The sequence below is a fragment of the Pseudomonas fluorescens genome (assembly GCF_002837185.1).
GTDB classification, from domain to species: domain Bacteria; phylum Pseudomonadota; class Gammaproteobacteria; order Pseudomonadales; family Pseudomonadaceae; genus Aquipseudomonas; species Aquipseudomonas fluorescens_AM.
On record NZ_KZ477996.1, the window covers coordinates 61441 to 83858 of the forward strand.

The 22418-nt window shown below is 62.5% G+C and carries 20 protein-coding genes; 8 read left to right on the forward strand and 12 right to left on the reverse strand.

What is annotated here, in order from left to right; genetic code table 11:
* Positions 1-139: 139 nt before the first annotated feature.
* On the forward strand, positions 140-865 hold the full coding sequence (locus CIB54_RS13495) for an SDR family oxidoreductase (protein WP_101220029.1): 726 nt from the start codon (positions 140-142) through the stop codon (positions 863-865).
* Here the strand turns inward: CIB54_RS13495 and CIB54_RS13500 are convergent.
* From CIB54_RS13500 to CIB54_RS13525, 6 genes are all read right to left on the reverse strand, one after another.
* A complete protein-coding gene (locus tag CIB54_RS13500) occupies positions 862-1866 on the reverse strand; it encodes a LacI family DNA-binding transcriptional regulator (protein ID WP_065953004.1) in 1005 nt (334 codons plus the stop codon). The two genes, CIB54_RS13495 and CIB54_RS13500, sit on opposite strands and share 4 nt — an antisense overlap.
* 58 nt (positions 1867-1924) lie before the next feature.
* Entirely contained in the window at positions 1925-2788 is an 864-nt protein-coding gene (locus CIB54_RS13505) for a LysR family transcriptional regulator (protein WP_065953005.1), read from the reverse strand.
* Positions 2789-3230: 442 nt separating this feature from the next.
* Complete coding sequence (locus tag CIB54_RS13510; protein ID WP_065953006.1) at positions 3231-3986, reverse strand: proteinase; 756 nt, start codon at positions 3984-3986, stop codon at positions 3231-3233.
* A 107-nt stretch (positions 3987-4093) separates the two neighbouring features.
* Positions 4094-5506: an efflux transporter outer membrane subunit gene (locus tag CIB54_RS13515; protein ID WP_101220030.1), complete on the reverse strand. Its 1413-nt coding sequence runs from the start codon at positions 5504-5506 to the stop codon at positions 4094-4096.
* On the reverse strand, positions 5499-7472 hold the full coding sequence (locus CIB54_RS13520) for a MacB family efflux pump subunit (RefSeq protein ID WP_101220031.1): 1974 nt from the start codon (positions 7470-7472) through the stop codon (positions 5499-5501). Before CIB54_RS13520 ends, CIB54_RS13515 begins: the two co-directional genes overlap by 8 nt.
* A 1-nt stretch (position 7473) precedes the next feature.
* The gene (locus tag CIB54_RS13525; protein ID WP_101220032.1) at positions 7474-8646 is read right to left on the reverse strand and encodes an efflux RND transporter periplasmic adaptor subunit; all 1173 of its coding nucleotides are present in this window, start codon (positions 8644-8646) and stop codon (positions 7474-7476) included.
* A gap of 256 nt (positions 8647-8902) precedes the next feature.
* Between CIB54_RS13525 and CIB54_RS13530 the strand changes: the two genes are divergently transcribed.
* The 5 genes from CIB54_RS13530 to CIB54_RS13550 all read left to right on the forward strand — a co-directional run bounded on the left by CIB54_RS13530 (position 8903) and on the right by CIB54_RS13550 (position 14050).
* Positions 8903-9385, forward strand: coding sequence for a sigma-70 family RNA polymerase sigma factor (locus tag CIB54_RS13530; protein ID WP_065953010.1), 483 nt, complete (start codon positions 8903-8905; stop codon positions 9383-9385).
* Between the two features lie 120 nt (positions 9386-9505).
* On the forward strand, positions 9506-10843 hold the full coding sequence (locus tag CIB54_RS13535; RefSeq protein WP_101220033.1) for a lysine N(6)-hydroxylase/L-ornithine N(5)-oxygenase family protein: 1338 nt from the start codon (positions 9506-9508) through the stop codon (positions 10841-10843).
* Positions 10844-11043: 200 nt separating this feature from the next.
* Positions 11044-12264 carry a putative DNA modification/repair radical SAM protein gene (locus CIB54_RS13540; RefSeq protein WP_065953012.1) on the forward strand — a complete coding sequence of 407 codons (1221 nt, stop codon included), beginning with the start codon at positions 11044-11046 and terminating at the stop codon, positions 12262-12264.
* Entirely contained in the window at positions 12261-13094 is an 834-nt protein-coding gene (locus CIB54_RS13545) for a TIGR03915 family putative DNA repair protein (RefSeq protein WP_065953013.1), read from the forward strand. Before CIB54_RS13540 ends, CIB54_RS13545 begins: the two co-directional genes overlap by 4 nt.
* A 62-nt stretch (positions 13095-13156) precedes the next feature.
* Complete coding sequence (locus tag CIB54_RS13550) at positions 13157-14050, forward strand: GNAT family acetyltransferase (protein ID WP_083218066.1); 894 nt, start codon at positions 13157-13159, stop codon at positions 14048-14050.
* 134 nt (positions 14051-14184) lie between these two features.
* Here the strand turns inward: CIB54_RS13550 and CIB54_RS13555 are convergent, their stop codons facing one another.
* The 5 genes from CIB54_RS13555 to CIB54_RS13575 all read right to left on the reverse strand — a co-directional run bounded on the left by CIB54_RS13555 (position 14185) and on the right by CIB54_RS13575 (position 20349).
* A complete protein-coding gene (locus tag CIB54_RS13555) occupies positions 14185-15204 on the reverse strand; it encodes a branched-chain amino acid aminotransferase (RefSeq protein ID WP_065953014.1) in 1020 nt (339 codons plus the stop codon).
* A 205-nt stretch (positions 15205-15409) separates the two neighbouring features.
* Positions 15410-16789 carry a dihydrolipoyl dehydrogenase gene (lpdA, locus tag CIB54_RS13560; protein ID WP_101220034.1) on the reverse strand — a complete coding sequence of 460 codons (1380 nt, stop codon included), beginning with the start codon at positions 16787-16789 and terminating at the stop codon, positions 15410-15412.
* 4 nt (positions 16790-16793) lie between these two features.
* Positions 16794-18053: a dihydrolipoamide acetyltransferase family protein gene (locus CIB54_RS13565; RefSeq protein WP_101220035.1), complete on the reverse strand. Its 1260-nt coding sequence runs from the start codon at positions 18051-18053 to the stop codon at positions 16794-16796.
* The gene (locus tag CIB54_RS13570) at positions 18054-19112 is read right to left on the reverse strand and encodes an alpha-ketoacid dehydrogenase subunit beta (protein ID WP_065953017.1); all 1059 of its coding nucleotides are present in this window, start codon (positions 19110-19112) and stop codon (positions 18054-18056) included. It lies immediately after the preceding gene.
* Between the two features lies 1 nt (position 19113).
* The gene (locus CIB54_RS13575; RefSeq protein ID WP_101220036.1) at positions 19114-20349 is read right to left on the reverse strand and encodes a 3-methyl-2-oxobutanoate dehydrogenase (2-methylpropanoyl-transferring) subunit alpha; all 1236 of its coding nucleotides are present in this window, start codon (positions 20347-20349) and stop codon (positions 19114-19116) included.
* Positions 20350-20544: 195 nt separating this feature from the next.
* Between CIB54_RS13575 and bkdR the strand changes: the two genes are divergently transcribed.
* Entirely contained in the window at positions 20545-21033 is a 489-nt protein-coding gene (bkdR, locus tag CIB54_RS13580) for a Bkd operon transcriptional regulator BkdR (protein ID WP_065953019.1), read from the forward strand.
* Positions 21034-21092: 59 nt separating this feature from the next.
* Here the strand turns inward: bkdR and CIB54_RS13585 are convergent, their stop codons facing one another.
* Complete coding sequence (locus tag CIB54_RS13585) at positions 21093-21956, reverse strand: MBL fold metallo-hydrolase (protein WP_101220037.1); 864 nt, start codon at positions 21954-21956, stop codon at positions 21093-21095.
* Between the two features lie 94 nt (positions 21957-22050).
* Between CIB54_RS13585 and CIB54_RS13590 the strand changes: the two genes are divergently transcribed.
* Positions 22051-22386, forward strand: coding sequence for an ArsR/SmtB family transcription factor (locus CIB54_RS13590; protein WP_057007617.1), 336 nt, complete (start codon positions 22051-22053; stop codon positions 22384-22386).
* Positions 22387-22418: the final 32 nt, after the last annotated feature.

The window sequence follows — 22418 nt, forward strand, 5'->3', positions numbered from 1 at the left end:
CCCAACAGGGTCAAAAATGTGGGAGGGGGCTTGCTCCCGATGGCGGTGTAACAGTCGCCGCCTGTGTTGAATGACACACCGCTATCGGGGGCAAGCCCCCTCCCACAGTGGATCTTCATTGTTCTTGAGATTTTGATCTATGAACGCAATTTTTGACTTCACTCACCACCGCATCCTCGTCACCGGCGCCAGCAGCGGGATTGGCCGCGAAATCGCACAGCAGCTCATTGCCAGTGGCGCCGAGGTCTTCGCCCTGGGCCGTGACGCCCGGGCACTGGCCGAACTGGGCTGCCACACCCTGAGCGTGGATATCGCCGACAGCGCCGCGCTCGACCACGCCTTGAATGAGCTGCCGGCGCTGCACGGTCTGGTCAACTGCGCCGGCATTTCACGCCTGGAGCCCGCCGCCGCCATCAGCGCCGAGGCGTTTGATCAGGTGATGAGCGTCAACGCTCGCGCTGCGGCGCACGTGGCCAGCCGCGTGGCGGCGAAAATGATCGAAGAGAACATCGCCGGTAGCATCGTCAACGTCTCCAGTCAGGCCTCGCTGGTGGCGCTGGATGATCATCTGAGCTACTGCGCCTCCAAGGCCGCCCTCGATGCGATCACCCGCGTGCAGTGCGCTGAATGGGGCCGCTTCGGCATTCGCGTCAACAGCGTCAACCCCACTGTCACGCTCACGCCGATGGCGACCATGGCCTGGTCCGATCCGGTCAAGCGCGACCCGGCGCTGGCCGCCATTCCCCTGGGCCGTTTTGCGCACACCGTGGAAGTCGCGTTGCCGGTGTTGTTCCTGCTCAGCGATGCGGCCAGCATGATCAGTGGCGTGAGCCTGCCCATCGATGGCGGCTATACCAGCCGTTAGCCGTTCTCCAACTGCCCGGCGATGACCACCTTGTCCCGTGGCTTGTACGGGTCTTGCAGGCGATCGAGCAGCAGGCGCACCGCGCTGCTGCCGGCCAGCGAGGCATCGTGGGCCACGCAGGCGATGGGCACGCCGAAAATATCGGCGAACGGCAGGCGGTCGATGCCGCAGATGGTCAGGCTGTCGTGGGCGATGTTGTGCATGCGTAACGCGCGCAGGGCGCCGAGGGTGATCAATTGGTTGAAGCCCATGATCGCGTCCGGCGCCGAGTGGGCGGCGAGGTAGTCGAGGGTGTGCAGGTAGGACGGCATCAGCGTGTAGTCCCCGGCCTGCACCTCGACCTGCACCTGAGGATGTTCGGCCAGCACTTCGCGCAGGCCCTTGAGGCGTTCGACGGTGATGCGCGAGTGCTCGGGGCCGGTCAGCACCAGCAGGCGCTTGAGGTCCGGGGTCTGGCGCAACAGGTAGTGCGCGGCCTGGATGCCGCTGTGGTAGTTGTCGAGCACCACGCGGCTGAACGGGCTGTCGTGGAGCGTGCGGTCAAGCAGCACCACCGGGGTCTTGCCGTTGCCCAGGCGCTCGAGATAGTCAGGCTGGTAGCTTGGCTCATCGGAGACCGGCGACAGGATGATCCCCGCCACGCGATAACCCAGCAGGGTATCGACGGCCTTGCTTTCCAGTTCTTCCAGCTCATCGGTGTCCACCAGCATGATGGTGTAGCCGTGCTTTTTTGCTTCGCGGGAGATCGCCTTGATCATCTCGCTGTAGAACGGGTTGTCCACCGACGCGGTGATCACACCGATGATCAGGCTTTCACTGCGCTTGAGCCCGCGCGCGAAGGCATTGGGCACGTAGTCGAGCTCGCGCGCCACTTCCAGAATGCGCGCCAGGGTGGCGGGTTTGACCAGATCAGGTTTGCTCAACGCCCGGGACACGGTAATGGTGGTCATGCCCACCCGTTTGGCGATGTCGCTGATGGTGACAGACTTTTTCTTGTTCATCGGTAAGGCTGCAAGAGGACACTCCCGCAGGCTAGCATGCGCGCAGGCCCAGGGTGACTCAAATCAGCGGGTCCCAGCGTTGCGACCAGTCACCTTCGGTCTTGACCACTTCACGCAACAGGGTCAACGCCTGCTGCAACACCGCAGAATCTCGTGCCCGCGAATACACCAGGTACGTCGGGAAACTGAATTCCGGCGCCTTGGCCACCCGCTGCATCACGCCGCTGTCCAGGTAGCTCTGCACCACGCGCGTGCGGAAATACCCGGCGCCGCCGTTCACCAGGATGTACTGCAGCGCCAGCGGCCCCAGATTGAAACCCACGGCGGCGCGCGCGCGGTCGGGCAAGGCGGCGTCGTGCTGTTGGCGAAAACCCTGGCCCCAGTCGATATACACATAGGGCTCGGGTTTGCTCGCCAGTTGCACCAGGATCAGTTTTTCTTCCAGGACTTGCTCGACCTGCAAGCCCGGCCAGTACTGCGGCTGGAACACCAGCGCGGCGTCAAGCACGCCCAACTCCAACTGACGCAACAGGTACTCGCCCTCGCGAATTTCGGTGCGCAGGGCATGCCCGGGGATATGCTCGCGCAGCGCCTTGGCCCAACCGAGCATCAGCGGATTGCACAGGCTGACCTCTGCGCCGATATGCAGCACATTGCGATAGCCATCGGGCAAGGGCAGGTCGCGGCGCGCCGCTTCCCAGGTTTGCAGCAACTGGTTGGCGTACACCACAAAGGCCTCGCCGTCGGCGGTCAGGCGTGCACCAGCGCGATTGCGCACGAACAGCGTACTGCCCAACTGGTTTTCCAGGTTCTTCACCCGTGCGGTGATGGCGGTCTGGGTGACGTGCAGTTTCTCCGCCGCTGCGGCGAGGCTGCCGCAGCGGGTGATTTCCAGAAAGGTGCGTGCCAGTTCGATGTCCATGAAGCCCCCGGGAGATGAGTGGAGGGCATTGTAGTGGAACGCGGTGAGCACTGTGGGAGGAGGCTTGCCCCGATAGCGGTGTGTCAGTCACAGAGGCATTCACTGACACTCAGTAATCGGGGGCAAACCCCCTCCCACATTTCAATTGAATTTCAGCTCGGGTTGTGTGGTGCTTGCAAGTGCTTGGTAGGGGATGCCTTTGCATAAGCGTGACTTGCGCACCTTCGTCCATGCCCGAACCCTGCGGTACGTTGTGACCCGCTTCGAGGGCAGGCATTTTTCAGTGATTGGAATGCAGTGCAAATGTGGGAGGGGGCTTGCCCCCGATAGCGGTAGATCAGTCACAGATGCAGTGACTGACACTCGGCAATCGGGTTGTGCGGTGAATCAAGAGTGATCGAACGCCAGTGGATCCAGTTTCAAAGGGTCGTAGACCTGCGGCTCACTCCCAGCCGCCACGGTCGAGACACCGGGTGCTCGTCGGTGGCTGTTTGCCGTAGGCCAGAAACTCCCCGAGCCAGCGGCTGACACAGCCGTCGGCAGTTGTCTGGGCGGGTTCCTTGAGCAGAAGCGACTCGACGCCGGATGCGCCCGGTTCGCCGTGCCCTGCGTTGACCAGCACCATGCGTGCGACGCGTTCGGGAAACCGCGTCGCGTAGCGGTTGCCCAGGCGCGCCGCGTCGGCATTGCCGACGTAGTTGAGCCGGGACTCGCCCAGTTGCCCGCGCACATACTCCATATCCTGTGCCGCCTGTTCGAGGGCGTCGCCCCCTGTGAGGTCGCGGCTGCTCAGTTCGATCATGTCGTAGCGGTCGACCAGCTTACGGTAAGCCGGGTTGGCGTAAGACTCCCAAAGGCTGGCCAGATGCAGGGCAAAGGTGGCGTTTTTAGCTGTATGCGGCTCGCCGGACTGGATAAACACCACGCCCTCGCGGTTGAGCGGGTCGCGCGCGCCGACGCGTGTCACGCTCAGGCGTATGCGGCCGCGTCCAGGAGCGGCATGGTCGCGGGGCACCGTCACCAGGCCACATTGGGTACGGTCGAGTACGTCGGGGGCGAGCCGCTCAAGCACCGGGAAAGGGCAATCGAGTAACCAATCAATGGCGGTGGGCGCGATCAGGGGGTCGGCCAGGGCCAGGTGTGCGATCAACCAGCCGCCGAGGCAGACCAGGCATTTTCCAACAACGCTGGGTTTCATTAAAAGGTCCCGGGAAGCCGTATGAAGTCGGCTTTTTTACCAAGGACCTTGGGTCTAATAATGTAAGGCGATTAAACGGATCGTGTACGAAACTGGAGTTTCGTTTATCAGGTGTCGCTATTCCAGCCACCGCCCAATGCTTTGTACAACGCGATGCTGGCTTGCAGGCGCGACAGCCGCAGCTGCACGTCCAAGTCCTGGGCCGCGTACAGGGTGCGTTGGGTCTCCAGCACTGTGAGCAGATCTTCGGCACCGGCCTGGTAGCGGCTTTCGGCGATCCGGAACGCGGTTTGGGCCTGTTGCAGTTCTTCAACTTGCCATTGGCGTTGCTGGTCGAGGCGGCTGATGCTGCTGAGGGCTTTTTCCACATCGGCAAAGCCGTTGATGATCGCCCCACGGTAGATTTGCAGAAGCTCATCCTGGCGCGCGCGGGCCTTGTCGCGTTCGGCGCTTAAACGACCGTTGTTGAAGATCGGCGCCACCAGGCCCGAGGTCAGGGTGTAGAACGGGCTGCGCAGGATATCGTCGGCCTTGTATGCGCCCGAGCCCAGGGTCGCGCCCAGGGTCACTGCAGGCAGCATCGCTGCGCGGGCTACGGTGACGTCTGCACTTGCCGCCGCCAGCTGTGCCTCGGCCTGGGCGAGGTCGGGGCGCCGGCTCAATAACTGGCTTGGCACGCCGGGCCCGATGGTTGGCCAGGTCAGTGCCGGGAACGCCTCGGTGCCCAGTTCCAGCGCCTGCACGGGCTGGCCGAGCAACGCGGCCAGGGTGATGCGCGCCTCTTCGGCCAGTTGCTCGACCAGCGGCAGTTGCCGCTGCTGGCTGGCCACCAGGCTTTTCTGTTGCGCCAGTTCCAGAGCCGTGGCGGAACCGGCGTCGTAGCGGGTTTGCACCAGGTTCAGCACCGCGCGCGCATTCGCCAGGTTCAGCTCGGCGATCTGCACGCGTTGGCGCGCCGCCAGGGTTTGCGCGTAACGATCGGCGACGTTACTGAGCAGGGTCAGTTCCACGTTGGCCTGGTCGAACTGGCTGGCCTGCAGGCTATGCAGCGCGCTGTCCCGCGCAGCGGCACGACCGCCCCAGAAGTCGAGTTCGTAGCTGGCCGTGAGGTTGGCGTCATAGCGGGTGACGGTTTTATTGCTCTCGGTGGCGTCCAGGTCCGAGTTGCCGCTGCCGCGCAACAGCTTTTCGCGGGTGGTGGTGAGGTTGAAGTTGATCTCGGGCAGCAGCGGCGCCCCGGCAATCACCGCCGTTGCCTGCGCCTGGCGCACGCGCGCCATGGCGGCGGCCACGTCGAAACTGTCACGCCGGGCCTGGTCGATCAGGCGGTTGAGCGATGGGCTGCCAAAGTGCGTCCACCAGCGCTGGTCGGTGGCTTGGCTGGCCGCGCGTTGGCCATAATGCCAGGCGGCGGGTGGCGCGATGCCGCTGTCGACGGCGGCGGGGTTGCCGGCGCAGGCGCTGAGCAGCAGGCACAGGCTTAGCACTGACAGTTGTGGTGCGATGGATCGTTTATTCACTGGTCAACGCCTTAACCGGATCGAGCCGGGCAGCTTTACGGGCCGGCATAAAGCCGAATACGACGCCGGTGACCAGCGCGCAGCCAAAGGCGCCGAGCATCGCCACCAGGGAAAACTGCACCGCCACGTCGGCCAGCACCAGCACGCCGCCCACCAGCAGCGCCAGGGCGATACCGAACAGCCCGCCGACCACCGAGAGCATCACCGCCTCAGTCAGGAATTGGCGCAGGATGTCGCGCTGGCGTGCGCCGGTGGCCATGCGGATGCCGATTTCACGGGTGCGTTCGCGCACGGTCATCAACATGATGTTCATCACGCCGATACCGCCCACCAGCAGGGAAATCGCGGCAATCGAGCCGAGCATCAGCGACAGGGTGTTTTGCGTGCGCGCTTCGGCCTGAATCATCGCTGCGTCGTTGGTCAGGTGGAAGTCGCGTTTGCCGCCGTGCAACTTTTGCATAAGCTGACCGATGGCTTGCTCGGCCTCTTGCACCTTGCGCGCATCGGCGGCGGCAATGACCACGTATTCGGGGTTATAGGTGCCGAACAGGCGCACGCTGGCGGCGGTGTAGGGAATGGCGACACGGTCGTCGCTGTCTTGCATGCCGGAGCTGGAGCCTTTTTCCGCCAACACGCCAATCACCTGGAAGGGCACGTTTTCGATCAGGATGTATTGGCCGATGGGGTCTAGCTGGCCTTTGAACAGTTTTTCGCGCACGCGATGACCGATCACCGCCACCGTGGCCCCGGCGCGCTCGTCGGCTTCGGTAAAGTAGCTACCTTCGGCCACCGGCCAGTTGAAGATGTCCGGGAAATTGGTGTCGTTACCGCCCACATAGGCCGTGTAGTCGACGTTGCCGAAGCGCACGCCGGCGTAGGTGCCGTTCACCGGCATGATGCGCTTGACCTGGGGCAATGTAGCCAATGCCGCCACATCATTGAGGGTCACGATACCTGGCGGCGTGCGCGGGTTAGGCGAAAAGCCACTCAGGTAGATGATGTTGGAGCCGAAGGCCGCCATCTGCGCCATGACCTGGCGCTTGCTGCCTTCGCCCACTGCCAGCATCACCACCACCGACGCCACGCCGATGATGATCCCCAGCAGCGTCAGCGCGGTGCGGAAGCGGTTGATCCACATCACCCGCCAGGCCGCCTGCACCGCGTCCAGCAGCTCGGCTTTCCAGGCACCATTGTGTTCGGCGCCGTCGGCCAGGCGCTGGCGCAGGTCCACGGCTTGCAATGCATTGCTGCCGGCCGTGATGGGCACGTGGATGTTACTCAACGCCGAATCGCTGATGATCAGGCCGTCGCTGATCTCGATGATGCGGTTGGCGTGCGCCGCGACTTCGCGGTCGTGGGTGATCAGGATCACCACGTGGCCCTGGCTCGCCAACTCATCCAGCAGCAGCATCACCTCGGCGCCGCTGTGGCTGTCGAGGGCTCCGGTGGGTTCGTCCGCAAGGATGATATGCCCGCCGTTCATCAACGCACGGGCAATCGAGACGCGTTGTTGCTGGCCACCGGAGAGCTGGTGCGGGCGGTTGTTGGTGCGGTCGGCCAGGCCCAGGCGGGTCAGCAGAGCCTTGGCGCGGGCATGGCGTTCGGCAGCGCTGATGCCGGCATAGATCGCCGGCATCTCGACGTTTTCCTGGGCCGAGCCGGACGGGATCAGGTGGTAGCCCTGGAACACGAAACCAAAGGCTTCGCGGCGCAGCCAGGCCAGTGCATCGCTGTCCAGGTGCGCGACGTTTTCCCCGGCGAACAGGTAGTCGCCCACGGTGGGGCGGTCGAGGCAGCCGAGGATGTTCATCAGTGTGGATTTTCCGGAGCCCGAGGCGCCGACGATGGCAACGAACTCTCCCGCATGGATAGACAGGTCGATCCCGCGCAATACGTCGACCTGCGGGCTGTCGCCGCCGCCGTAGGACTTGCGGATGTTCTTGAGTTCGATCAATGGCGTGGTCACATCAACCCCCGCCGCCGCTGGCTGGGCCGATCAACAGGTGATCGCCTTCGTTGAGGCCATCCAACACTTCAACGCGCAGGCGGTCACTGATACCCAGGTGTACTTCGCGCTCCTCGATGGCGCCATTTTCGGTGACGACCCGGGCGATCTGCTTGTCGGTGCCTTGGCCGCCGAGCAGCGCCGCGACCGGGACGGTGAGAGCGTCCTTGACCTGGCTGGCGACGAAAAACACCTGGGTGGTCATTTCGGCCATCAGCGCATTGTCAGTGTTGTCCACATCCAGCAGTACGGTGTACAGCACTACGCGGCCACTGCCGGTTTTGCTCGTGCTGGTGGGGCTGCCACTGCCCTGGCTGGTTTCATTCAGCGGCTTGGGCGGGATCGGCAGGATCTGGCGTACGGTGCTGGTCCAGCGCCGGTTGCCGCCGGCGAGGGTAGTGAAATAGGCGCTCATGCCCGGTTTGACGTGGCTGATATCGGCTTCGGACACTTCGGCCCATACGGTCATCGGCGACAATTTGGCGATGCGCAGGATCAACGGCGTTTGTTGCTGGGCGTTGAGGGTCTGGCCGACCCGTGCATCTACCGCCACTACGGTGCCGCTCATGGGCGCGTAAATCCGCGTATAGCCCAGTTCGGCCTCGTCACTGCGCAGGCTGGCCTGGGCCTGGCGGATCTGCGCCTGGAACATATCGACACGGGCTTGGGTGGCGCTCAGTTCGGCTTTGGCGGTTTGCACATCTTCTTCACGGGTGGCGTTGCCTGCAACCAAGCGTTGCTGGCGCTGGTATTTCTGGCGTGCGAGTTCGTGCTGGGCTTTCTGTTCCTGCAACTGCGCCTTGAGGTTTTCAATGGAGTAGCGACTGGCGTCGAGCTTGGCCTGTTGCGTGGCAGGGTCGATTTCCACCAGCAGCTCGCCTTCCTTGACTTGATCACCGGCCTCCACATGGATCTTGCGAATCTGTCCGGATGCCTGGGCACCCACGTCGACATACCGGCGCGGCTGCAGGGTGCCAAGTGAGGTGACGCTGTTTTCAATGTTGCCGCGGGTTACGGCGACCGTGGGCAGGCTGTCGCGGCCCGACGGCAGCACTTGCCAGGCAACCACTGCGAGGATGCAGAGCAGGCACGCCATCACCAGCAGGGCGCGTCGGGCAGGTCGAGGGCGTTTCATGTCTTGGTTCCAGCCGGGAGGTATTGACCGCAGGAGCGGGGAGTTGACAGTTATACGAGAAAATTGCCCGGAGATTTAGGCCCTTACACACGTGGTAACAGCTCGCCCGACGAAAAAAAAAGCACCGGTGATGCAAGACTTCTTTAAAAGTAGATGAGAATTACTATAAATTGCACACACTCAAACTGCCATCATCGATGGACGTGTTCCTAAAAAGGTTGGCATCGTCAGCACCACGGCCATGGGGCCAGGAGTCATGTTGGAAAACTACTATCGCGAGCTGGTGTGTTTCCTCAACGCCAAGCTGGGCAACCGTCAGGTGGCCGAGGATGTGGTGCATGACGCGTATGTGCGGGTGCTGGAGCGCTCCAGTGACACGCCGATCGAACAGCCGCGCGCGTTCCTGTACCGCACCGCGTTGAACCTGGTGATCGACGGCCATCGGCGCAACGCCCTGCGCCAGTTGGAACCGCTGGAGGTGCTGGACGCTGAAGAACGCTTCGCCCCCTGTTCACCGCACACCAGTCACGACCAGGGCCAGCGTCTGGAGATGCTCGAGCGCGCCCTGGCCGAGCTGCCGGCGGCCTGCCGCGACAGTTTCCTGTTGCGCAAGCTCGACGGCCTGTCCCACCTGCAAATCGCCGAGCGCCTGTGCATTTCCCGCGCGCTGGTGGAAAAGCACATCGTCAATGCCATGAAGCACTGCCGGTTGCGCATGCGTGAGTGGGAAGTGCACTGAAGCGCTGTTAGTTAAATTTTATTTCACTGTCCTCGTTTCCTATCAACACACGGCCTGTTGTTCAGGCCATGAAGGTATTCCCGCCCCAACCGCCAAGGGGCTTATCCAGAGGACACTGGAATGACACAGGCAATTGCTTCGCCCGCGGTTCACGACCTGATCGGCATCGGCTTCGGCCCTTCGAACCTGGCGCTGGCCATCGCCCTGCAGGAGCGTGAGAAGGCGCAGGGCAAACTGGACGTGCTGTTCCTCGACAAACAAGCCGACTACCGCTGGCACGGCAATACCCTGGTGACCCAGAGCGAATTGCAGATTTCGTTCCTCAAGGACCTGGTGACCCTGCGCAACCCCACCAGCCCGTATTCCTTCGTCAATTACCTCAAGGCCCACGACCGCCTGGTGGACTTCATCAACCTGGGCACCTTCTACCCGTGCCGCATGGAGTACAACGACTACCTGCGCTGGGTTGCCGGGCAATTCCAGGCCCAGGCCCGCTACGGCGAGGAAGTGCTGGCCATCGAGCCGATCCTGCACCAGCAACAGGTTGAAGCGCTGCGCGTGATTTCCCGCGATGCGCTGGGCGAACAGCATGTGCGCACCACACGCTCGGTGGTGGTCAGCGCCGGCGGCACGCCGCGTATTCCCGAAGCCTTCAAGGCGCTCAAGGGCGACAGCCGGGTGTTTCACCATTCCCAGTACCTGGACCGCATGGCCAGCCAGCCGTGTGTGGACGGCAAGCCCATGCGCATTGCGGTGATCGGCGGTGGTCAAAGCGCCGCCGAAGCCTTTATCGACCTCAACGACAGCTTTGCATCGGTGCAGGTCGACCTGATTCTGCGCGGTTCGGCGCTCAAACCGGCGGATGACAGCCCGTTCGTCAATGAAGTGTTCTCGCCGGCCTTTACCGACCTGGTGTTCCAGCAAGTCGGCGCCGAACGTGAGCGCCTGGTCGCCGAGTACCAGAACACCAACTACTCGGTGGTGGACCTGGACCTGATCGAGCGCATCTACGGCATCTTCTATCGGCAGAAAGTTTCCGGCATCGCGCGTCAGGCCTTCCGCACCATGACCGTGGTCGAAAAGGCCACCCCCGGCCCGCTGGGCATTGAACTGACGCTGCGCAACAACGCCACCGGCGAAACCAGTGTGAATCACTACGACGCGGTGATCCTCGCCACCGGTTACGAACGCCAGATGCACCGCGAACTGCTCGCGCCGCTCGAAGCCTACATGGGCGATTTCGAAGTGGCCCGCGACTACCGCATCGTCACCGACGAGCGCTGCAAGGCCGGTATTTACATCCAGGGGTTCAGCCAGGCCAGCCATGGTTTGAGCGATACGTTGCTGTCGGTGCTGCCGATTCGTGCCGATGAAATTGCCGCGTCGTTGTATGCCAATGACCGTAGCCGTGGCAGCGCGCGCTCGGTGCAGGACCTGCTGCTCGCCACTGCAAGCTGATCGGATTGTGTAGGAGCGAGGCGGGCGGCTAGCCCTTGCTCGCGAAAAACGTCAACGATAACGCGCCTGTTCTGAATCAACGCGGCGCTCTCGCGTTCTTCGCGAGCAAGGGCTAGCCGGCCGCCTCGCTCCTACAGGCGGTACTTGTGACATGGGGTTGCTGCTGATACTGTACAAAAAACCAGTATCGGTAGCTCTCCATGCAGTTGATCGAAAAGCTCAGCATTCTCGCCGACGCCGCCAAGTACGACGCTTCGTGCGCCAGCAGTGGCGCACCCAAGCGCAGCTCCGAAGGCAAGGCCGGGCTGGGTTCCACCGATGGCATGGGCATTTGCCACAGCTATACGCCCGACGGCCGTTGCGTGTCGCTGCTCAAGGTTTTGCTCACCAACTTCTGTCTCTACGACTGCCAGTATTGTGTCAACCGCCGTTCCAGCGATGTGCCGCGTGCGCGATTCAGCCCGGAAGAAGTGGTCACCCTGACCCTGGACTTCTACAAGCGCAATTGCGTCAGCGGGCTGTTTCTCAGTTCCGGCATCATCCGTTCAGCCGACTACACCATGGAGCAGTTGGTGCGGGTCGCCAAATTGCTGCGTGAAGAGCACGATTTTCGCGGCTATATCCACCTCAAGACCATTCCTGAAGCTGACCCTGCGTTGATCGCCGAGGCCGGGCGCTATGCCGACCGCCTGAGCGTGAATATTGAACTGCCCACCGATACCAGCCTGCAAACCCTGGCGCCCGAAAAGCAGATCGTCTCGATCAAACAGGCCATGCAGACCATCTACACCGGTGAACAGACGGTGCTCAACGAACCCCGTGCACCGCGCTTCGCCCCGGCCGGGCAGAGTACCCAGATGATCGTCGGCGCCGATGACACCGACGACAGCACCATCCTGCACGGTGCCGAAGCCTTGTATGGCAATTACAAGCTGCGCCGCGTGTATTATTCCGCGTTCAGCCCGATTCCCAACAGTCCGAAGAGCGTGCCCCTGGCCGCACCGCCGCTGATGCGCGAGCATCGTCTGTACCAGGCCGACTTTCTGTTGCGCAGCTACGGCTTCAGCGCCAATGAACTGTTCGAAGGCCCCGGCCACCTGGCCCTGGATATCGACCCCAAGCTGGCGTGGGCCCTGGAGCATCGCGAGGTGTTCCCCCTGGACCTGAACCGCGCCGAACCGACCTTGATCGCGCGCATCCCCGGCATTGGCCTGCGCACCACCCAGCGCCTGGTAGATCTGCGCCGCGAACGCAAGATCCGCTTTGAAGACCTGGCCCGCATGCGCTGCGTGCTGGCCAAGGCCAAGCCGTTTTTCATCACCAGCGATTACCACCCACAGCAGGCCGATAGCACCAGTGTGTTGCTGCGCGAACAGCTGCGTGATCGCCCGCAACCGCAACAGATGGGGTTGTGGGGATGATCAGCCTGGAATGCGACAACCTGTTCAGCACCTGGCGCGAACAGGCGCGCTGGCTGCTCAGCCATCAGGTCGACCCCAGCCAGGTGAGCTGGGGCGAAGCCGAGGTGGCGGATTTGTTTGCCACCGACGAACCCATTCCGTCCGGGCCGGGGCCTTTCCAGGCGCGCATTCCCAAGGCCTTGTTGCAACTGTTGGAGTCGGCCGCCTGCTACCAGGGCGATCAGCGTTGGAGTTTGCTGTACGAAGTGTTGTGGCGGGTCAGCCATGGCGATCGCACGGCAATGCTGGCAGGTGACAAGTTGGGCAGCGAGTTGCAGCGCCGCATCAAGCAGGTCAGCCGTGAAGCCCACCACTTGCATGCGTTTGTGCGGTTTATTGCATTGCCGGCCGAAGCCGGGCCCGAGCTGCCGGAGTACGTGGCCTGGCACGAGCCGGCCCACGATATTTTGCACAGTGCCAGCCAGCATTTCGTCGGGCGCATGGGCCGCCATCGCTGGATGATCGCGACGCCGCTGGATGGGGTGTATTACGACGGCGAGCAATTGATTCACCAACGCCAGTGCCCCGAGGCGTGGCAGCAGCTGGCGCAAAATGTCGAAGACCCGCACAGCGCCATGTGGTTGACCTATTACAGCCACATCTTCAACCCGGCGCGCTTGAACCCCAAGGTGATGGAAGGGCATCTGCCGAGCCGGTTCTGGAAGAACCTGCCGGAGGGCAAGTTGATTCCGGGGCTGATCAGCGAGGCGCGCACGGGCAAACAGAAGGATGGGCAGGCCAGGCTGGTGGGCACCAAACCCGGCAAACGCATTTCAAGCGGGCATAATTAGAAAATGTGGGAGGGGGCTTGGTATTGTGGTGTTTGTCAGAGCGTCCTCAGCCAGGAGCAATCATGTCTACCGCTGTTCGTCTTGCCCAAACCGCCGATGCCGAAGGGATCAGCCAGGTCATCCTGGCGGCTTTGCACAGCAGTAACGCACAGGATTACCCGGCCGATGTGATTGCCCGAGTGGCAAGTCATTTCACCCCCGATGCCGTGCTGGCGCTGCTCAAGCGCCGTGTCGTGCTGGTGGCCACCCAGGAGCAGGTGATCGTTGCCACCGCCGCCCTTGACGCCAACGTGGTGCGCTCGGTGTTCGTCAACCCGGCGCTGCAAGGGCAGGGCATTGGTCGCCTGTTGATGATCGAGATCGAACTGCGCGCCCGCGAAGCCGGGGTGACGGTGTTGAGCGTGCCATCCTCGCTGACCGCCGAGGCGTTCTACAGCAAGCTGGGGTTTCACACCGTGCGTGATGTCTATCATGGCAATGAGCGCACGCTGGTCATGGAAAAGGCCCTGCTGTCCCGGCATCCCATCGGCCCGTATCGCGACCGTCAGCACCGTGCACAAGTGGTTGAGTTGTGGCAGGAGGCGTTCGGCTATGACACCGCGCATAACCTGCCGAGCCTCGCGATCGATAAGAAGCTGGTGGTCAATGACGGGCTATTCTTTGTCGCGACCGATAAAAAAACCGTGATCGGTACGATTCTCGCCGGCTATGACGGCCATCGCGGTTGGCTGTACTCGGTGGCGGTGCATGCCGACTATCGTCGCCACGGCCTGGGATCATCGTTGGTGCGTCACGCCGAACAGGCCTTGACGGCGTTGGGTTGCATGAAGATCAACCTGCAGATCACCGGCGGCAATGACGCGGTGGTGGGGTTCTACGAGGCGTTGGGCTATGGAGTGGAGCCGAGGATCAGCATGGGCAAGAAGATTGCCGGGAATATTCCTCCCCAATCTTAAGAACACAGGAGGCAAATGTGGGAGGTGGCTTGCCCCCGATGGCAGGGTGTCAGTCACCGATGATGTTGACTGATTCACCGCCATCGGGGGCAAGCCACCTCCCACAGGTTTTGCAGTGTTGCTGAGGCAGTGGCTTAGACCTTGACGATCCAACCCGCTGGCGCTTCAACGTCACCGGTCTGCACGCCCGTCAGCTCTTTGTAGAGCTTCTGGGTAATCGGGCCCACTTCGGTTTCGCTGTGGAACACGTGCAGCTTGCCGTTGTACTGGATGCCGCCGATCGGCGAGATTACCGCAGCGGTACCACAGGCACCGGCTTCCTTGAATTGATCCAGCTTGTCGATGAACACTTCGCCCTCGACCACGGCAAGGCCCAGGCGGCTCTGGGCCAGTTCGATCAGCGACAGGCGGGTAATGCCCGGCAGCACCGAAGGCGACTTCGGCGTGATGAACTGGTTGTCATGGGTGATGCCGAAGAAGTTGGCCGAGCCGACTTCTTCGATTTTCGAATGGGTCATCGGGTCCAGGTAGATCGCGTCGGCGAAGCCGGATTTTTTCGCTTCCGAGCCCGGCATCAGGCTGGCGGCATAGTTACCGCCCACTTTGGCGGCACCGGTGCCTTGTGGCGCGGCGCGGTCGAAGGTGGAGATCTGGAAGTTGTGGGGCACCAGGCCGCCTTTGAAATAGGCGCCGACCGGGATGCAGAACACCGAGAAGATGAACTCCGGCGCGGTGCGCACGCCGATGTTGTCACCGGTGCCGATCACGAACGGGCGCAGGTACAGCGCGCCGCCGCTGCCGTAAGGCGGGATGAAGCGCTCGTTGGCCTTGACCACTTGTTTGCAGGCTTCGATGAAGTCTTCGGTCGACACATGCGGCATCAGCAGGCGGGCGCAGCTACGCTGCATGCGCGCGGCGTTCTGGTCCGGACGGAACAGGTTGATCGAGCCGTCCTTGCAGCGGTAGGCCTTGAGGCCTTCAAAGCACTGTTGGCCGTAGTGCAGGGCGGTAGAGCCCTCGCTGATGTGCAGCACATTGTCGTCGGTCAGGGTGCCTGCTTGCCATTCGCCGTTTTTCCAGACCTGGAGAAACCGCTTGTCGGTCTTGATGTAGTCAAAACCCAGCTTGTCCCAATTGATGCTTTCGTTACCCATGACACCCTCTAATCTCTGGTCAAGTCGGATTTTTTTCTGGATGGGCTCAACAATACTGCATTCTTGGCCGGTGTGGGAGCGGGCGGTTGGACCATTCAACCTCTCTATTGGATGATCCACTGCTATCGGGGGGCAAGCCCCCTCCCACATTTAGAATGCATTCCCCTGTAGGAGGGGGCTTGCCGCCGATGGCCTCGCCACGGTTCTACAGGTGCAACGCATGCCCCAAAGCCCGCAACGCCGCTTCCTGCACGGCTTCGCCCAAGGTCGGATGGGCGTGGATCGTTCCCGCCACATCCTCCAGGCGTGCACCCATTTCCAGGCTCAGGCCAAACGCAGTAGACAGTTCCGACACACCCACGCCCACGGCTTGCCAACCGACAATCAGGTGATTGTCACGCCGCGCCACCACCCGCACGAAGCCGGTTTTCGACTCCAGGGTCATGGCCCGTCCGTTGGCGGCGAACGGGAAGCTCGACACGATGCAGTCCAGGCCGGCTGCCTTGGCCTCGTCCGGAGTCTTGCCCACCACCACCAGTTCCGGGTCGGTAAAGCACACCGCCGGAATCGCCGCCGGGTTGAATTCGCGAGGTTTACCGCTGATCAGTTCGGCGACCATCTCGCCCTGGGCCATGGCCCGGTGCGCCAGCATGGGCTCGCCGCTCAGGTCGCCAATGGCATACACATTGCGCATGCTGGTCTGGCAACGGCTGTCGATCTTGATCGCGGCGCCGTTCATGTCCAGGTTCAGCGCTTCGAGGTTCCAGCCCTGGGTGTTGGGTTTGCGACCAACAGCCACCAGCACCTGATCGGTTTCCAGCGACAGGGTGTCGCCATTCGGGTCGCGCACTTGCAGGCAATGGTCGGCAAACCCGGTGACGCTGTGTCTGAGGTACAGCTTCACCCCCAGTTGCTTGAGGGATTCGCTCACCGGTTGAGTCAGTTCGGCGTCATAGGCCGGCAGGATGCGATCCTGGGCTTCGACCACACTGACGTCGGCCCCCAACTTGCGATAGGCGATGCCCAGTTCCAGGCCGATATAACCGCCACCCACCACGATCAGCCGCTTCGGTACGCGGCTCGGGGCCAGGGCTTCGGTGGATGAAATGATCGGCCCGCCAAGCGGCAGCATCGGCAGCTCGACACTCTTCGAACCGGTGGCCAGCAGCAGGTGTTCGCACTGGATGCGCTGCTCGCCCACGTCGACGGTCTTGCCGTCCACCACCTTGGCCCAGCCGTGGATCACCTGCACCTTGTGCTTCTTCAACAGCGCGGCGACGCCGGTGGTCAGGCGATCGACGATGCCGTCTTTCCATTCCACACTTTTGCGGATGTCCAGGGTGGGCACGTCCACCTCGATGCCCAACTGCGAGCCCTGGCTGTGGTGTACCGTCTGCTGGAATTGCTCGGCCACATGGATCAAGGCCTTGGACGGAATGCAGCCGATGTTCAGGCAGGTGCCGCCCAACGCCTGGCCTTCCACCAGGAGGGTCGGGATGCCCAGTTGGCCGGCGCGAATTGCGGCCACATAACCGCCCGGGCCGCCGCCGATAATCAGCAGCGTGGTGTGTAGTGTCTGAGTCATGCCCTTACTCCAGGAACAGGCTGGCGGGTTGTTCGAGCAGGCCGCGCACGGCCTGGATGAATTGCGCCGCGTCCATGCCATCGACCACACGGTGATCGAACGAGCTGGAGAGGTTCATCATTTTGCGCACCACGATCTGGCCCTTTATCACCATCGGCCGCTCGACGATGCGGTTGACGCCGACAATCGCCACTTCCGGCAGGTTCAGCACCGGCGTGCTGACGATGCCACCCAGCGCGCCGAGGCTGGTCAGGGTGATGGTCGAGCCCGACAGCTCTTCGCGGCTGGCCTTGCCGTTTCGGGCTGCTGTGGCCAAACTCGCGATTTCTTCGGCAGTGCCCCACAGGCTGCGGGCTTCGGCGTGGCGCACCACTGGCACCATCAGGCCGACATCGCTCTGGGTGGCGACGCCCACATGCACCGCACCGAGACGAGTGATGACCTGGGCTTCGTCGTCATAGCGTGCGTTGATCTGCGGAAAATCGCGCAGTGCCACCACCATGGCGCGCACGATGAAGGGCAGCAGGGTCAGCTTGCCGCGTGTGGCGCCGTGTTTTTCATTGAGGTGCACGCGCAGTTCGTCCAGCGCCGTGACGTCGATTTCTTCCACGTAGCTGAAATGCGCGGCGCGGCGGGTGGCATCCTGCATGCGCTGGGCGATCTTGCGGCGCATGCCGATCACCGGGATCTGGTGCTCGTCGTTGCGTTCGGCATAAGGGTTGGCGGCGGCCGAGGCTGGGCTGGCGCCTTGCTGAAGGTAAGCTTCGAGGTCTTCATGCAGGATCCGCCCGGCCGGGCCGGAGCCCTGTACCAGGCGCAACTGGATACCCGCATCCAGGGCATGCTTGCGCACGGCGGGGGAGGCCAGCGGGCGCTCATTGGCCTCCCGCGCCACGGGCGCCTGGACGTTGGCCGCGACAGGCGCGGGCTTGCCTGGAGCCGGTTGCGGCTGGCTCTCCACCACCGGTGCGGCTTTTTCCAGCGGTGCGGCCACGGCCGGCGCTTCCCTGGCGTTACCGGCGCCTTCCACTTCAATGCTGATCAAAATACTGCCCACCGCCATGACTTCACCCGGCTCGCCGCCCAGGGAAATCACCTTGCCGTGGACCGGCGAGGGAATGTCCACCATCGCCTTGTCGGTCATCACATCCGCCAGCACCTGGTCTTCGACGACCAGGTCGCCGACCTTCACATGCCACTGCGACAGTTCAACTTCCGCGATGCCTTCGCCAATGTCCGGCATCTTGATAACGTGCGTGCCCATTCAGACCTCCATGACCCGTTTCAACGCCGCGCCCACTCGGGACGGGCCTGGGAAATACGCCCACTCCTGCGCATGCGGGTAGGGCGTGTCCCAGCCGGTGACGCGCTCGATCGGCGCTTCCAGGTGGTGGAAGCAGTGCTCCTGCACCAGCGACACCAGCTCGGCACCAAAACCGCAGGTGCGCGTGGCTTCGTGCACCACCACGCAACGGCCGGTCTTTTTCACCGAGTTGACGATGGTGTCCAGGTCCAGCGGCCACAGGCTGCGCAGGTCGATGACTTCGGCGTCGATGCCGGTTTCTTCGGCGGCGACTTGCGACACATACACCGTGGTGCCGTAGGTCAGCACGGTCACCGCAGACCCCGGACGCACGATGGCGGCCACGTCCAGCGGTACGGTGTAGTAGCCGTCCGGCACCTGCGCCTGCGGGTGTTTCGACCACGGGGTTACCGGGCGGTCGTGATGGCCATCGAACGGGCCGTTATACAGGCGCTTGGGTTCAAGGAAGATCACCGGGTCATCGTTTTCGATGGAGGCGATCAGCAGGCCCTTGGCGTCGTAGGGGTTGGACGGCATCACCGTGCGCAGGCCGCAGACCTGGGTGAACACCGCTTCGATACTCTGGCTGTGGGTCTGGCCGCCATAGATGCCGCCGCCGCACGGCATGCGCATGGTCAAGGGCGCGGTGAACTGGCCGGCTGAGCGATAACGCAGGCGCGCGGCCTCGGAAATAATCTGGTCGGTGGCGGGGTAGACGTAGTCGGCAAACTGGATTTCCGCGACCGGACGCAGGCCGTAGGCGCCCATGCCCACCGCCACGCCGATGATGCCGCTTTCGGAAATCGGTGCGTCGAATACCCGCGAGCTGCCGTATTTGGTCTGCAAGCCTTCGGTGCAACGGAACACGCCGCCGAAGTAACCGACGTCCTGGCCGAACACCACCACGTTGTCGTCCCGTTCAAGCATCACATCCATGGCCGAGCGCAGGGCCTGGATCATGGTCATGGTGGTGGTGGTCATGGCGGTTTCCAGTTCGATGCTGTTGTTGTGATCGTTCATGTCACACCCCCAACGCTTGACGCTGGCGCTTCAAGTGCTCCGGCATCTCTTTATAGACGTCTTCGAACATGGTCGCGGCGCTTGGAATCTGGCCGCCGGCGAGGGTGCCGTACTGTTCGGCTTCTTTCTGCGCCTTGACCACTTCGGCTTCCAGTTCGGCGCTGACCGCCGCGTGTTCCTCTTCGGACCACTGGCCGATCCTGATCAGGTGCTGCTTGAGACGGGCAATCGGGTCGCCCAATGGGAAATGGCTCCAGTCGTCGGCGGGGCGGTATTTGGACGGATCATCGGAGGTGGAGTGCGGACCGGCGCGGTAGGTGACCCACTCGATCAGCGTCGGCCCCAGGTTGCGGCGGGCACGCTCGGCGGCCCAGGCGGAGGCGGCGTACACGGCGATAAAGTCGTTGCCGTCCACGCGCAGGGAGGCGATACCGCAACCGACGCCGCGTCCGGCGAAAGTCGTGGCTTCACCGCCGGCAATGGCCTGGAAGGTGGAAATGGCCCACTGGTTGTTGACCACGTTGAGGATCACCGGCGCACGGTACACGTGAGCAAAGGTGAGGGCAGTGTGGAAGTCCGATTCTGCGGTGGCGCCGTCGCCGATCCAGGCCGAGGCGATCTTGGTATCGCCCTTGATCGCCGAGGCCATGCCCCAGCCCACGCCCTGTACGAACTGGGTGGCAAGGTTGCCGGAAATCGTGAAGAAACCCGCGTCCTTGACCGAGTACATGATCGGCAACTGGCGGCCCTTGAGCGGGTCGCGCTCGTTGGACAGCAGTTGGCAGATCAGGTCCACCAGCGGCACGTCGCGGGCCATCAGGATGCTTTGCTGGCGGTAGGTGGGGAAGCACATGTCGTCGATGTTCAAGGCCAGGGCCTGGGCGCTGCCGATGGCTTCTTCGCCAAGGCTTTGCATGTAGAACGACATTTTTTTCTGGCGCTGGGCGACCACCATGCGGTTGTCGAAGATGCGCGTCTTGAGCATCGCGCGCATGCCTTTGCGCATGATGTCTGCCGAGACACCCTCGGCCCACGGCCCGAGCGCCTGGCCCTGGTCGTCGAGCACGCGGATCAGGCCTTTGGCCAGGTCGGCGGTGTCGGCGGGTTCCACGTCGATGGCGGGTTTGCGTACCAGGCCGGCGTCGGTCAGGCGCAGGTAGGTGAAGTCGGTCTTGCAGCCTGGGCGGCCCGAGGGTTCGGGAACGTGCAGGCGCAGCGGTGCATACGGCTGGTTCATGGCTTTCTACGCTCGATCTTGTGAATTTCTTGTAGTGGGCGCGCTAGCTGACAGTCAGTCTTCGGGTAGAAGAAATCTTGTCCTACAACAATCATAGGCGTGGCGTAGAAGAATATTTATCTGTGTTTCGTTGCGCTCAGGATCATTTGCGGATAAAAAATCTGCATAAACATAATAAACAGGTGACTTTGTCTCATGCGCAAACTGGACCGTACCGATATCGGCATTCTCAATGCCCTGCAGGAGAATGCACGCATCACCAACGCCGACCTGGCCCGCTCGGTCAACCTGTCGCCCACGCCGTGCTTCAACCGGGTCAAGGCGATGGAAGAACACGGCCTGATTCGCGAGCAGGTCACGTTGCTGGACGCCGATCTGCTGGGGCTGCATGTCAACGTGTTCATCCATGTGAGCCTGGAAAAGCAGAATGAACTGGCGTTGCAGCAATTCGAAGGTGCGATCTCGGACCGGCCGGAAGTGATGGAGTGTTACCTGATGGCTGGCGACCCGGATTACCTGATCCGGGTGCTGGTGCCGACGATCCAGTCGCTGGAGCGTTTCATGATGGATTTTTTGACCAAGGTGCCGGGGGTGGCGAATATCCGCTCCAGTTTTGCCTTGAAGCAAGTTCGCTATAAAACCGCGCTGCCATTGCCGGCCAACGGCATCAGCCTCGGTTCCTGATTCAACGGTGGACAAAATGTGGGAGGGGGCTTGCCCCCTCCCACATGTTTAAATGCATTTCAAAGTTGGTTGAGCGGGATCTTGAGGTAGGTGACGCCATTGTCTTCCGCTGGCGGCATATGCCCCGCCCGCACATTCACCTGGACCGCCGGCAACAGTAGCGTCGGCATGCCCAGCCCGGCATCGCGGGTGGTGCGCATCGCGACAAACGCCGCCTCATCCACCCCGTCATGCACATGGATATTCTGCGCGCGCTGTTCAGCCACCGTGGTCTGGCATTTCGCCTCGCGGCCCTCGGGTGGATAGTCATGACACACGTACAGCTGGGTCTCGGGCGGGAACGCCAGCAGCTTGCGCATCGACGCGTACAACTGCCGCGCATCGCCGCCGGGGAAGTCGCAGCGGGCGGTGCCGACGTCGGGCATGAACAGGGTATCGCCCACCAGGATCAGGCGGCCATCGATCAGGTAGGCCATGTCCGCCGGGGTGTGCCCGGGCACATGCAGCGCCTGGGCCTGCAAGCCACCGATATGAAAGATTTCATCCGGCGCAAACAGGTGATCGAACTGTGAGCCATCCACCCGAAACGCCGGCTCCAGATTGAACAGCTGCTTGAATACGCCCTGCACCTTGCTGATGGACTGGCCAATCGCAATCTTGCCGCCCAGGGTGCGGCGCAGGTACGGCGCGGCGGACAGGTGATCGGCGTGGGCGTGGGTTTCCAGCAGCCACTGCACGTGCAGGCCATGCTCGCGCACGAAGGCAATCACCTTGTCGGCCTGCGCGGTATCGGTGCGCCCGGAGGCCGGGTCGTAGTTGAGCACCGAATCGACGATGGCGCACGGGCCGCCGTCGGCTTCATAGACCACATAGGTGTAGGTCGACGATGCCTCGTCCAGAAAGGCTTGAATCAACGCTGGCATGGCGGCTATCCCCGATGAAGAAAAAAGTGGTTACAATCAGTTTACGTTTAAACATAATGTTTTGAGCTTAAGTGAGTTAAAGGAGCCGAGGCAAATGGAATCTACGTTGAGTGAGGGCGAGGTCGCCCAGTTGCGTGCATCGGCGTCCAAGGCCTGTTCCTTGCTCAAGGCCCTGGCCAATGAAGACCGCTTGTTGATCCTTTGCCAGTTGACCCTGGGCGAGCGCAACGTCGGCGAGCTGGAAGCCCAGACTGGCGTGCGCCAGCCCACGTTGTCACAACAGTTGGGCATCCTGCGGGACGAAGGGTTGGTCGCCACCCGTCGGGAAGGTAAATACATCTTCTACGGGCTGGCCAGCCATGAAGTGATTCAAGTGATGAAGACCCTGTCCGGCCTGTACTGCGGCGCGGTCATAAAAAGCTGGGCGTGACGCCATCCGGCAGCGACCCTTGTGTGCATTGA